This is a genomic window from Amycolatopsis alba DSM 44262, assembly GCF_000384215.1.
Lineage (GTDB): Bacteria > Actinomycetota > Actinomycetes > Mycobacteriales > Pseudonocardiaceae > Amycolatopsis > Amycolatopsis alba.
In genome coordinates, this window is record NZ_KB913032.1 from 6,037,470 (window position 1) to 6,049,466 (window position 11,997).

The 11,997-nt window shown below is 68.0% G+C and carries 12 protein-coding genes; all 12 read left to right on the forward strand.

Features of this window, described 5'->3' with window-relative positions; translation table 11 throughout:
• Positions 1-143 precede the first annotated feature (143 nt).
• The 12 genes from AMYAL_RS0128375 to AMYAL_RS0128430 all read left to right on the forward strand — a co-directional run bounded on the left by AMYAL_RS0128375 (position 144) and on the right by AMYAL_RS0128430 (position 11,869).
• Entirely contained in the window at positions 144-1,760 is a 1,617-nt protein-coding gene (locus AMYAL_RS0128375; protein WP_026467528.1) for a DUF6801 domain-containing protein, read from the forward strand.
• 198 nt (positions 1,761-1,958) lie between these two features.
• Positions 1,959-2,729: a hypothetical protein gene (locus tag AMYAL_RS0128380; protein WP_020634661.1), complete on the forward strand. Its 771-nt coding sequence runs from the start codon at positions 1,959-1,961 to the stop codon at positions 2,727-2,729.
• Between the two features lie 2 nt (positions 2,730-2,731).
• Complete coding sequence (locus tag AMYAL_RS0128385) at positions 2,732-3,535, forward strand: MlaE family ABC transporter permease (protein ID WP_039794205.1); 804 nt, start codon at positions 2,732-2,734, stop codon at positions 3,533-3,535.
• 4 nt (positions 3,536-3,539) lie between these two features.
• Positions 3,540-4,379 (forward strand): MlaE family ABC transporter permease, encoded by an 840-nt coding sequence (locus AMYAL_RS0128390; RefSeq protein ID WP_005167235.1) that lies wholly within the window; start codon positions 3,540-3,542, stop codon positions 4,377-4,379.
• Positions 4,376-5,599 (forward strand): MCE family protein, encoded by a 1,224-nt coding sequence (locus tag AMYAL_RS0128395; RefSeq protein WP_020634663.1) that lies wholly within the window; start codon positions 4,376-4,378, stop codon positions 5,597-5,599. The genes AMYAL_RS0128390 and AMYAL_RS0128395 overlap by 4 nt, the downstream gene beginning before the upstream one ends.
• The gene (locus AMYAL_RS0128400) at positions 5,596-6,609 is read left to right on the forward strand and encodes an MCE family protein (protein WP_020634664.1); all 1,014 of its coding nucleotides are present in this window, start codon (positions 5,596-5,598) and stop codon (positions 6,607-6,609) included. Before AMYAL_RS0128395 ends, AMYAL_RS0128400 begins: the two co-directional genes overlap by 4 nt.
• Complete coding sequence (locus AMYAL_RS0128405; RefSeq protein WP_245193099.1) at positions 6,606-7,616, forward strand: MCE family protein; 1,011 nt, start codon at positions 6,606-6,608, stop codon at positions 7,614-7,616. The genes AMYAL_RS0128400 and AMYAL_RS0128405 overlap by 4 nt, the downstream gene beginning before the upstream one ends.
• Positions 7,616-8,620 (forward strand): MCE family protein, encoded by a 1,005-nt coding sequence (locus AMYAL_RS0128410; protein ID WP_020634666.1) that lies wholly within the window; start codon positions 7,616-7,618, stop codon positions 8,618-8,620. Before AMYAL_RS0128405 ends, AMYAL_RS0128410 begins: the two co-directional genes overlap by 1 nt.
• Positions 8,617-9,600 carry an MCE family protein gene (locus AMYAL_RS0128415; protein WP_020634667.1) on the forward strand — a complete coding sequence of 328 codons (984 nt, stop codon included), beginning with the start codon at positions 8,617-8,619 and terminating at the stop codon, positions 9,598-9,600. Before AMYAL_RS0128410 ends, AMYAL_RS0128415 begins: the two co-directional genes overlap by 4 nt.
• A complete protein-coding gene (locus AMYAL_RS0128420; RefSeq protein WP_020634668.1) occupies positions 9,600-10,700 on the forward strand; it encodes an MCE family protein in 1,101 nt (366 codons plus the stop codon). The genes AMYAL_RS0128415 and AMYAL_RS0128420 overlap by 1 nt, the downstream gene beginning before the upstream one ends.
• A gap of 5 nt (positions 10,701-10,705) precedes the next feature.
• Positions 10,706-11,209, forward strand: coding sequence for a hypothetical protein (locus tag AMYAL_RS0128425; protein ID WP_026467531.1), 504 nt, complete (start codon positions 10,706-10,708; stop codon positions 11,207-11,209).
• 12 nt (positions 11,210-11,221) lie between these two features.
• Complete coding sequence (locus tag AMYAL_RS0128430) at positions 11,222-11,869, forward strand: hypothetical protein (protein WP_020634670.1); 648 nt, start codon at positions 11,222-11,224, stop codon at positions 11,867-11,869.
• Positions 11,870-11,997 lie beyond the last annotated feature (128 nt).

Genomic DNA, 11,997 nt, shown 5'->3' on the forward strand with positions numbered 1-11,997 from the left:
AATCGGTCACCTGATCCCACCTGGATGACAAACGGATTCGGTGTCCTTGCCGGTGCGCGAGGGCACAGGTAATTTACCGCTTCCGTGTCCACGCCGTTTCGGCTGTGTCACGCAATTTCCCCGATTCCACGGGAGTGACCGTTGTGAAGTTCCCACTGAAGTCGAAAAGATCCGTGCAAGCCTTGGCCGCCGGCACGGTGGCCGCCGTCGCGGCCACTCTGGGCGTCGTCGGCGCCGGCTTGAGCGAAGCGGCGCCCGCGTCGCTGACCCTGAAGTACACCTGCCCGTTCCCGCTGATCGGCGACCAGACGCTGGTCGTGAAGATCGACACCGTCCTGCCGGACGACGCCGTCGCCGGGAAGACGTCGACCCCGATCACGTTCGGCGTCGACGTCACCGTCCCGGCGGACGCGACCTCGGGACTGACGCTCGTCGGCGCCACCACCGTCGAAGGCAGCGCGAAGGCCGCCGCGGTGCTGAAGTATCCGGTCGACAAGACGCTGAACCTCGGTCTGCCGCTGGCCATCCCGGTCACGCCGGTGCCGGAGTCGGGCGAGTTCCACGTCAAGACGAGCGGCAAGGCGCCCGCGGTCACGTTCCCCAGCCCCGGCACCGCTTCGGTGACGGTCGGGAACTTCAGCACCACCATGACCCCGAAGAACGCGCAGGGTCAGCCGACCGACCTCGGCACGTTCACCTCGGACTGCGTCGTCCAGCCGGGCCAGAACCAGCAGCTGGGGACGTTCGAGATCAAACCCGCCGGTGGTGGCACGACGACACCGACCGCCCCGACGACGCCCACCACACAGCCGACGCCGACGACCGAGCCGACGCCGACCACGCAGCCGACGCCGACCACGGAACCGACGCCGACGACGCAGCCGACCCCGACGACGGAACCCACTCCCACCACGGAGCCGACGCCGACCACGCAGCCGACGCCCACCACAGAGCCCACACCGACGACCGAGCCGACCCCCACCACCCAGCCGACTCCCACGACGGAGCCGACGCCGACCACGGAGCCCACTCCGACTCCGACCACCCAGCCGACCCCGACGACGGAGCCGACACCGACCACCGAGCCCACTCCGACGACCCAGCCGACTCCCACGACCCAGCCGACTCCCACGACCCAGCCGACTCCCACGACCGAGCCGACTCCGACCACGCAGCCGACGCCCACCACGGAGCCGACGCCGACGACGAGCCCGACCACCGCGCCGACCACCACCACGACGCAGCCGCCGGGCGACACGCAGATCACCTACGGCGTCAAGGGCAAGACCACCATCGCCGGGCTGAACGCGAAGCTCCCGCTCGGCCCCGGTGAGTTCACCGCGAAGCTGAACGCGCAGTCGGGCAAGTTCACCGGTCAGCTGTCGCTGCCGCCGTCGAACGTGCAGTTCCGCTTCCTCGGGTTCTTCCCGGCCTCGGCGACGGTGAAGATCAACCAGGTCGGCGACGTGACGGGCACCGTCAACGCCGGCGCGGTGAAGGCCGACACGAAGGCCGACGTCAAGCTGCTCACCGTCCGGCTGTTCGGCTTCCCGATCCTGGCGAGCTCGACCTGCAAGACGGACCGGCCCGCGGACATCCCGCTGGTTTCGGCGCACGGCTTCAACCCGCTGAAGGGCGGCAAGCTGACCGCCGAGTACAAGCTGCCGCAATTCCGTGGCTGTGGCCTGCTGACGCCGTTGATCAGCGCGATGGCTTCGGGTGACGGGAACAGCCTGGAGATCAACCTCACCAAGAAGTAGGTCGAGTCTCGTGAGTGGTAATGACGGTCAGAACCGTCATTACCACTCACGACTTCCACGCCAAAACAGTTACCCCCATTACAACCTTTCCCGTTTCCGGAACCCCCTGCCACGCATTACTTGTGTGGCACAACATCCGCCAGTAGCGTCTGCACGAGTTGGCCGTTCGGCCGGAGAAGTCGAAGTGAGGAAGCCCGAATGTCAGTGCTGACCGGGCGCGTTCCGCGCGCCTTCCTGCTCCCGGCGGTGCTGGGGCTGGGGGCGCTTTCCCTGGCTTCCGCCTCCGCCGAACCCGCCCCCGTGCAGCAGGCCCGGCCCGAGCCGGTGGCGGCCGCCGCGGCGGGGCTGCCGTTCGGTTTCTACGTCGGCGACGAGAAACAGGCCACGACGAGCCACGTCGCCAAACTCGGTTCCGACATCACGTTCCCGCAGGGCCGGTTCGACGGCTCGCTCCTCGGCCTGTCCGGCAAGGTGCCGATCACCGGCAAGCTCGTCATCCCGTCGACGGAGAGCTACTTCGTGTCCTTCCGGTTCATGCCCGCCACCGGCACGGTCGAGCTGATCCCGGACGGCGACGCCACCGGGACGGTCGAAGTGAAGACCGGCGCCACGACCAACTGCAAGGCCGTCGGCACCAACCTGTGCGGTGATTCCGATGTCACCAACAAGGTGTTCATCAAGCTGTCGAACGTCAAAGTGGACGGCAAGGTCCTCGACGTCGGCCCGAACTGCCGGACCGCGCAGTCGGTCGCGGTGAACATCAAAGCGTTGATGCCGCTCGGTTTCCCGGCCCCGTCGGTCAAGGCCACCAGCACCTTCTCGACACCGGGCTTCACCGGATGCGGGGTGCGTGAGGACCTGAGCCCGTTGCTCACCGGCCTGGTTTCCGGCCCCGGCAACACCCTGGTCACCAACCTCAAGCTGCGGTGCGTCGGTTCGGGCCCGCCCCCCAACGGATGCGGAGCCTGACGATGACCAATCCCGTCGCCCTGCTCGCCCGCGCGCCGGAAAAGGCCGCCGCGGGGTTGCGCGAATTCGGCCGCATGTGCGCCATGGGGCTTGACGTCATCCTCGCGATGTTCCGCCGCCCGGTGCAGATCCGCGAGTTCATCCAGCAGTTCTGGTTCATCGCCAGTGTGTCGATCACCCCGGCGATCCTCGTGTCGATCCCGTTCGGCGCGGTCATCTCGCTGCAACTCGGCTCGCTCACGAGCCAGATCGGCGCGCAGCAGTTCAACGGCGCCGCGAGCGTCCTGGCCGTCGTGCAGCAGGCCAGCCCGATCGTGACGACGCTGATCATCGCGGGCGCGGGCGGTTCGGCGATCTGCGCGGACCTCGGCGCCCGCTCCATCCGCGAGGAGATCGACGCGATGGAGGTGCTCGGCGTCTCGCCGATCCACCGGCTGATCGTCCCGCGTGTCCAGGCGGCCATCGGGGTTTCCGTGCTGCTCAACGGTTTGGTCAGCGTGGTCGGCGTGCTCGGCGGCTACTTCTTCAACGTCATCGTGCAGGGCGGGACACCGGGCGCGTACCTCGCGAGCTTCAACGCGCTGGCCCAGCTGCCCGACCTCGTCGTCAGCTCGATCAAGGCGTTCATCTTCGGTTTCCTCGCCGGTGTCGTCGCGGCCTACCGCGGGCTGAACCCCAGAGGCGGTCCCAAAGGCGTCGGTGACGTCGTCAACCAGTCGGTGGTGATCACGTTCCTGCTCCTGTTCTTCGTCAACACGGTCCTGACCGCGCTGTACCTTCAGCTCGTCCCCGCGAAGGGAACCTGATCCCGTGACCAGCGTCCCCGAACGGGCCCGCGAGGCGTTCAAACGCCCCGGCAACAGTCTTTTCGAACTGGGCGACCAGTTGCTGTTCTACGTCCGCGCGCTCGCGGCGATCCCGATGGCCGTCACCCGCTACTTCCGCGAAGTGGTGCGCCTGCTCGCCGAGGTGACCTTCGGCAGCGGCGCGCTCGCGGTGATCGGCGGCACCGTCGGCGTGATGGTCGGCCTGTGCGTGTTCACCGGGATCACCGTGGGATTGCAGGGGTTCAGCGCGCTGAACCAGATCAACATCTCCGCGATGACAGGCTTCCTCACCGCGTACTTCAACACCCGCGAGATCGCGCCGCTTTCGGCGGGGCTCGCGTTGTCCGCGACGGTCGGCGCCGGATTCACCGCGCAGCTGGGCGCCATGCGGATCTCCGAGGAGATCGACGCGCTCGAAGTGATGGCGGTGCGCAGCATGCCGTACCTCGTCACCACGCGGATCGTGGCCGGGTTCATCGCGATCATCCCGCTCTACGTGATCGGCCTGCTGATCTCGTACCTCGGTTCGCGGGTGACCACGGTCGTCTTCTTCGGGCAGTCCGGCGGAACCTACGACCACTACTTCTCCCTGTTCTTGCCGCCGGAGGACGTGCTGTGGTCGTTCGGCAAGGTGCTCGTGTTCAGCGTCGGCGTCATCCTCACGCACTGCTTCTACGGCTATCGCGCCGCGGGCGGCCCGGCGGGTGTCGGGGTGGCGGTCGGCCGCGCCGTGCGGACGTCGATCGTGCTGATCAGCGTGCTCGACCTGTTCCTCAGCCTGGCCATCTGGGGCGCCACCACGACGGTGAAGGTCTCCGGATGAGCGCGCGGGCACGGACGCAGGCCGCCGGGGTGGTCTTCCTCGTCATCCTGGTGCTGCTCGGCTGGGTCGCGGTCGCCATCTTCAACAAGGACTTCGACCGCGCGGAACTGGTCACGCTCAAGACCGACCGGGTCGGCAACCAGCTGGCCCCGCCCGCTGAGGTCAAGGTCCGCGGTGTCCCGTTCGGCGAGGTCAGGGCGGTCCGGGGCAGCGCGGACGGCGCCGAGATCGACCTCGCCATCGATCCGGCGAAGATCGACCAGCTGCCGAGGAACATCTCGGCGCGGCTCTTGCCGAAGACGGTGTTCGGCGAGCGCTACGTCAATCTCGTGCTGCCGGACCGGCCTGCCGGTGGCTCGCTTCAGGACGGCGACGTCATCGGCCAGGACCGGTCGGCCAACGCGATCGAACTGGAACGCGTCCTCGGCGATCTGCTGCCCCTGCTGCGAGCCGTGCAGCCGCAGAAGCTCAACAGTTCGCTCGGCGCGATCTCACTCGCGCTGGACAATCGCGGGAAATCCCTGGGGGACAGCATTGTCCAGCTCAACGACCTGCTCGGCCAGGTGAACCCGCTGATGCCGCAGTTCAAGGCGGACATCAGCGGTCTCGCCGACGTGGCCGACCTCTACACCGGCGCCGCGCCGGACATCCTCAAGGCCCTCTCGGATCTCTCCACCACGGCGAAGACCATTGTGGACACCCGCGCCGACCTCGACAAGCTGTACACCAGCGTCACCACCGCGAGCGGCGATCTGAACAAGTTCCTGGTGCAGAACAAGGACAACATCATCGGTGTCAGCGTGAAGAGCAGGCCGACGCTCGAACTGCTTTCCCGTTATTCGCCCGAGTTCCCGTGCCTGTTCGACGCGGTGAACCGGCTCAAACCGGTGATGGAGAAGGCCTTGGGCAAGGGCACCGGCGAGCCGGGCCTGCACGTGACGCTGTCCGTCCACGATCCGCGCGACAAGTACGTGCCGGGCCGGGACGACCCGCGGTTCGACCAGAAGGGCGGCCCGCGGTGCTTCGGCGGGGGTCAGGCTTCGGCGGCGGTGGAGTTCGCCGCCGATGGGGACCTCGGCCCGGCCAATTCGAAGGGGGAGCGAGGGCTGGTCGCCGAGCTGCTGGCGCCGTCGCTCGGGATGAAACCGGCCGAGGTCCCGGACTGGAGCAGTGTGCTCGTGGGCCCGGCCCTGCGCGGAACGGAGGTGACCGTCCGATGAGGAGCGTCGCGGGCCCGGCGATCAAGGGCCTGATCTTCTTCGTGATCACCGCGGTGGCGACCGGGATCCTGGCGATCACCATCGCCAACTCCGGGGTCGGCACGACGGTCGGCTACACCGCCAGATTCACCGACGCGACGTCGGTCAACCCCGGCGACGAGGTCCGGATGTCCGGTGTCCGGATCGGCCAGGTGGAGTCCATCGGCGTGGTCGAACGGCGGCTGGCCGACGTGCGGTTCTCCATCGAGAACAAGCGCCGTCTCACCGCGGGCGCCACGGTCACCATCAGGTACCGCAACCTCGTCGGCCAGCGCTATCTCTCGATCGACCCCGGTCCGGACGGGCCGGGGGCACTGGACGAGGGCGCGCTGATCCCGCCGGAGCGCACGAAGCCGGCGCTGGATCTCACCGCGTTGTTCAACGGGTTCAAACCGCTGTTCCAGGCGCTGTCGCCGAATGACGTCAACCAGCTGTCGTTCGAGATCGTCCAGGTGCTGCAGGGGGAGGGAAGCACCATCGACAGCCTGCTGGAGCACACCGCGTCGCTCACGAACACCCTGGCGGGCAAGGACGAGGTGATCGGCCAGGTGGTCGGGAACCTCAACACGGTGCTCGACACGCTGAACTCCCAGGGCGATCAGTTCGACAAACTCGTCGACGTCACCGCGCAACTCGTCTCCGGGCTGGCCGGTGACGCTGAGCCCATCGGGCAGGCGATCGGCGGGCTCGGCGAGCTGACCACGTCCACCGCGGGGCTGCTCCAGGAAGGCCGGGCGCCGTTGAAGGCCAGTATCGACACCCTCGGCGACCTGTCGAAGAACCTCGCCGACAACACGCCGGTGTTCGAGCAGTTCCTGGCGAACCTGCCGAAGAAGCTGGACCGCATGGGCGCGATGGTCTCGTACGGCTCGTGGTTCAACTTCTACCTGTGCTCGGTCAAATCGGACGCGCCACCCGCCCCCGGCGGCCCACCGGTCGGTATCCCGCTGACGCAGGGACGGTGCCGGTGAAAGCGCCCAGGATCAAACCCTTCCGCAGTCGCAACCCGATCGTGGTCGGCACCATCACGGCCGTGCTGATGACCGTCGCCGGTTCGGCGGTGTTCTTCTCCGACGATCTCCCGCTGATCGGCGGCGGAACCACGTACGCGGCGGAGTTCACCGAAGCCGCCGGGCTGAAGCGCAACGACGAGGTCCGGGTCGCCGGGGTGAAGGTCGGCGAGGTCTCCGACGTCCTGCTGGACGGCGGCCGCGTCAAGGTCCTGTTCCGGGTCAAGGACACCTGGATCGGCAACCGCACCACCGCCGCGATCAAGATCAAAACCCTGCTGGGACAGAAGAACCTGGTCATCGACCCGGTCGGCAACGCCGAACTGGATCCGGACCAGCCGATCCCGGCGGAGCGCACGAGTTCCCCCTACGACGTCACCGCGGTGTTCAACGACCTCGCCACCACGGTGGGCGCGATCGACACCGATCAGCTGGCGAAGGCTTTCGGCACGTTGTCGGAAACGCTCGGTGCTTCCACGCCTCAGGACGTCCGGACCGCCTTCGACGGCATCACCGCGCTGTCCAAGACGCTCGCTTCGCGGGACGAGGAACTGGTGAAGCTGTTCCAGAACACCAACAAGGTGTCCCAGACGCTCGGCGACCGGTCTCAGCAGATCGAGGCGCTGATCCGTGACGGCAACACCCTGCTCAAGGAGCTGAACGCGCGCAAGGACGCCATCGCGAAGCTGTTCAGCGGCGTGAAGAACCTGTCGGTGCAGCTCAAGGGACTCGTCGCGGACAACCAGAAGACGCTCGGCCCGGCGCTCGACCAGCTCGACCGCGTCGCCACCGTGCTGCAGCGCAATCAGGACAAGCTCAGCGAGAGCCTGCGGCTGGCCGGGCCGTTCTACCGGTTGCTCGGCAACGCGGTCGGCAACGGCCGCTGGATCGACACCTACATCTGCGGGCTCGTCTCGACCGGCAGTACACCCGGCAGCTGCATGCCGTCGAGGAACGGGGGACGCTGATGGGGCGCCACTTCACGCTGTCCGATCTCGGAGCCCACGCCAAGCGGCGTGCCTGGATGCGGCGGCTCGCGCTCGCCGTCGTCGCGGGGCTGCTCGTCACGGCGGCCTGGCCCCTGGTGACCAGGCAGGCCGACCGCGTCCTGACCGGGTACTTCACCGCGACCGTCGGGGTGTACCCGAACACCGAGGTCCGTGTGCTCGGCGTCCCGATCGGTTCGGTGACCAAGGTCGAGCCGAAGGCCACGAACGTCGAGGTGACGATGTCGGTGCGGCCCGACGTGAAACTGCCCGCCGACGTCGGCGCCGTCGTGATCACGCCGAGCCTGGTCGCCGACCGGTACGTGCAGCTCACCCCGGTGTACCTCGGCGGGCCGGAGCTGGGCGCCGACGCCCGGATCCCGCCCGAGCGCACCGTGACCCCAGTGGAGGTCGACGAACTCCTCGGCAGCCTCAACCAGCTGATGACCGCGCTGGGGCCGAAGGGCGCGAACCGGGACGGCGCGGTCAGCGACGTCCTGACCAAGGCCGCGACCTACCTCGACGGCAACGGCGGCAAACTCGGCGAGGCGATCAAGAACCTCGGCGAGTTCGCCAGGACGGCGAGCGACTCCAAGGACGACCTGTTCAACTCGGTCGACAACATCAGCAAGTTCACCGCGATGCTCGCCTCGAACGACGGCAAGGTGAAAGAGGCGATCCAGCAGATCTCCTCGATCAGCAAGATCCTGGCCGATCAGCGGGACCAGTTCTCCGGCGCGATGACCGAGCTCACCGAGGCGCTCAGCGTCGTCCAGGGCTTCATCAAGGACAACCGGGGCAAGGTCAAGTCCGATGTGGACAAACTCGCCGAGATCACCAAGACGCTCAGTCAGCAGAAGGCGTCGCTGAGCGAGGCGCTCGACGCCGCGCCGAACGCCCTGGCGAACGTCCTCGGCGCGTACAACCAGGGCGCCGGGACGCTGGACGGCCGAGGGAACATCACCGAATTCTCGGGGGCGAAATGAAGTCCCGGCTCAAGTGCGCGGCCGTCCTGGTCGTCACGCTGGCGGCCACGGGCTGCAGCAGCAGTGTCGACGTCTACGACATCCCGTTGCCCGGCGGTGCCGCGCTGGGTCCGCATCCGATCCGGGTCACCGCGAGTTTCACCAACGTGCTGGACCTCGTGCCGCAGTCCGGGGTGAAGGTCAACGACGTCCCGGTCGGCCAGGTGCGGACGGTCGATCTGGCGCCGGACGGCCGCAGCGCGATCGTCGGCCTGCTGATCAACGGGGACGTGAATCTGCCTGCCAACGCCGTCGCGCGGTTGCGGCAGGCGAGCATCCTCGGCGAGAAGTTCGTCGAGCTCGCGCCGCCGGACGACGGCACCCCGAGCGGGCGGCTGGCCGACGGCGCGGTGATCCCCATCGCCAGTTCGTCGCTGACCCCGGAGATCGAAGAGGTCTTCGGCGCGCTTTCCCTGCTGCTCAATGGTGGAGGCGTCGCGCAGGTGCAGAACATCACCCGCGAACTCAACGACGCGCTCGGCGGCAAGGAAAGCGCGGCCCGCAGCCTGCTGTCCAATTTGGACACTTTCGTCCGCGGACTGGACGAGCACAAGGCGGAGATCACCCGCGCCATCGAGAGTGTCAACAAGCTCGCGGCGACGCTGAACGCGAACACCGACGAGATCAAGGCGACACTGAACGGGCTCACCCCCGGTATCGAGGTGCTGAACCAGCAGCGTCAAGCGCTGGTCGGAATGCTGAAATCGCTGGACGGGCTCACGTCGGTCGCGGTCGACACGGTGAACCGCAGCAAGGACGACCTCGTCGCCGATCTCAAAGCGCTCGAACCGTTGCTGCGGCGCCTGGCCGACTCCGGGGACAAACTGCCGAAGGCGATGGAGATGATCTTCACCTTCCCGTTCCCCGACGCCGCGCTCGACGCCATCCGCGGTGACTACCTGAACACCTTCCTGACCTTCAAGAACAGTGGTGGCCGCTGATGCTGACCAAGTTCGTCCGCGTCCAGCTGGTGATCTTCGTGGTCATCGCGGTCCTCGGCACGGCGTATGTCGGCGCGACGTACGCCGGGCTGGACAAGCTGGTGCTCGACCGCGGGTACACCGTCAAAATGCGGCTCGCCACCGGAGGCGGCATCTTCAGCAACGCCGAGGTCACCTACCGGGGTGTGCCGATCGGCCGCGTCGGCGAACTGCGGCTGACCGCCTCCGGGATGGAGGTCGACCTCGAAATCGATCCGGGCGGCCCAGAAGTACCAGCGGACACCGAAGCCGTTGTGGCCAACCGATCCGCCGTCGGCGAGCAGTACGTCGACCTGCGTCCGCGCCGTGCCGACGGTGCCCGGCTGCAGGGCGGCTCGGTGATCGCCGAGGCGGACACGAAGATCCCGCTCCCGGTGGACGTCGTCCTGTCCAGTGTGGACTCTTTCGCCAACTCGGTGCCGAAGCCCGCACTGCGGACCGTGGTCGACGAGCTGTACAACGCGACGTCGGACGCGGGCCCGGCACTGGACCAGCTGGTCGGGCGGGGGATCGAGTTCGTGAAGGAGGCGAGCGCGCACGTCGGCCCGCTGACCAGGTTCGTGACCGACGCGCAGACCGTGCTCGACACCCAGGTCTCCCAGGCGGACGCGATCCGCTCGTTCGGCGCCAACGCGAAACTGCTGGCGGCGACGCTGAAAAGCTCCGACGGGGACCTGCGGCGGCTGATCCCGGCCGTGCCGGCGGCCGCGAACGAGGTCAGCACGCTCCTGCGGGAGACCGGGCCGAGTCTCGGTGTCCTGCTGGCGAACCTGCTGACCACCGCGGACGTCCTGGAAACGCGACAGGACGGTATCGAGCAGCTGCTGGTCACCGCCCCGAAAGCGGTCGCCGCGGGTCACGCGATCATGGGCCCGGACGGCGCGCACGTCGGCCTGTCGCTGACGTTCTTCGATCCGCCGCCGTGCGTCACCGGCTACGGCACCGGTTACCGCGACGGGCTCGACACGTCGGCACGTCCGTTGAACACCTCGGCGCGCTGCGCACTGCCCAAGGGCAATCCGACGAACGTGCGCGGTTCGCAGAACGTGCCGGGAAGGTGAAGACGATGACTCGACTCGCGGTCCTGCTCGCGGTGGTGGCCACCGCGTTCGCGGCCTGGTTCGGCTACTCCTGGTGGGACGCGAGCCGGGACGACGGCGTCGCGCGGGCCACGGTCCGCGAGGACGCGTTGCAGGCGGGCAGACAGTCCGTGGCCGCATTGACCACTTTGGACTACCGGCAAGCCGAGCAGGGCTACCAGAACTGGCTGAACCTGTCGGGCGGTGCGCTGCACGACGAACTGGCGCGGGACCGGGAAGGCGGGCTCGGCCGCATTGGCCAGGCGAAGACCGTCACCACCGGCCGGGTCGTCGACGCCGCGGTGACCGAAGTGGACAGTGGCGGCGGGACCGCCGAGGTGATCGCCTCGGTCGAACTCGAGGTCCGGCCCGACGGCGGAGAAGCCGTGACCAAGCACAACCGGTTCCGCGCCGGCCTGAACCGGACACCGGACGGGTGGCGCGTCACGTCACTCGGCCAGGTGCCGGTGACCGACACCGGAAAGTCCTGAGGAGAGACCGGGATGACCACGAAACGGAAACCGGTGCGGCGCGCGGTGAAGGTGGCCGGGAAAATGGGCGGGAGCACGCGCGTCCTCGAAGCCCTTGAAGAGTCCGAAGCGTCGGTAGAGGACGCTGTGGTTCCTTCGGAGCCTGAGGTCGCTGCGCCGCCTGCGCGGCGGCGGGGCGCCGTGGTGTTCGGCGCGGTCGCGGTGGTGATGGCGGGCCTCGCGGGGTGGTTCGCCATCGAAGCGCGGGACGCGACGTCGGTCCTGGCGCACAACACCGCGCTGACCGACGTCGCCACCACCGCCGAGGTGAGCGATCAAATCGGCAAGGCACTCGGCACGGTCTTCTCCTACCGCTTCGACGATCCCGCCAAGAGCGAGCAGGCCGCGAAAGAGGTCCTGACGGGGCCCGCGCTCGGGCAATACGACCAGCTGTTCGCGCAGGTCCGGGGGCTGGCGGCGGAGCAGAAGCTGGTCGTGACGTCGACCCCGGTGGTCTCGGGCGTCAAGGTTCTCGACGGAGACCGGGCGTCGCTTCTCGTGTTCCTGGACCAGACCGGTGTGCGCGGGGACGGGCAGCGCTCCACCGGTGCGGCCCAGTTGAGCGTGAGCGCCGAACGCTCCGACGGCCGCTGGCGAGTCACCGCCCTCGCCGCTGCCTGACCCCCCTCCGAACTCGCGTGTTCAGACCCGGATCTCGCGTGCTCAGAGACGGATCTCGCGTGCTTGGAGGCGGATCTCGCGTGATCAGATGCCGCACACTCGAGTTCGGTGTTCAATCACGTGAGTTC

What these genes read in the sequence shown, in the direction of transcription:
- AMYAL_RS0128380 (WP_020634661.1), top strand. Translation starts at nt 1,959, where the DNA reads ATGTCAGTGCTGACCGGGCGCGTTCCGCGCGCCTTCCTGCTCCCGGCG.
- AMYAL_RS0128385 (WP_039794205.1), top strand. Translation starts at nt 2,732, where the DNA reads ATGACCAATCCCGTCGCCCTGCTCGCCCGCGCGCCGGAAAAGGCCGCC.
- AMYAL_RS0128395 (WP_020634663.1), top strand. Translation starts at nt 4,376, where the DNA reads ATGAGCGCGCGGGCACGGACGCAGGCCGCCGGGGTGGTCTTCCTCGTC.
- AMYAL_RS0128400 (WP_020634664.1), top strand. Translation starts at nt 5,596, where the DNA reads ATGAGGAGCGTCGCGGGCCCGGCGATCAAGGGCCTGATCTTCTTCGTG.
- AMYAL_RS0128410 (WP_020634666.1), top strand. Translation starts at nt 7,616, where the DNA reads ATGGGGCGCCACTTCACGCTGTCCGATCTCGGAGCCCACGCCAAGCGG.
- AMYAL_RS0128415 (WP_020634667.1), top strand. Translation starts at nt 8,617, where the DNA reads ATGAAGTCCCGGCTCAAGTGCGCGGCCGTCCTGGTCGTCACGCTGGCG.
- AMYAL_RS0128420 (WP_020634668.1), top strand. Translation starts at nt 9,600, where the DNA reads ATGCTGACCAAGTTCGTCCGCGTCCAGCTGGTGATCTTCGTGGTCATC.
- AMYAL_RS0128425 (WP_026467531.1), top strand. Translation starts at nt 10,706, where the DNA reads ATGACTCGACTCGCGGTCCTGCTCGCGGTGGTGGCCACCGCGTTCGCG.
- AMYAL_RS0128430 (WP_020634670.1), top strand. Translation starts at nt 11,222, where the DNA reads ATGACCACGAAACGGAAACCGGTGCGGCGCGCGGTGAAGGTGGCCGGG.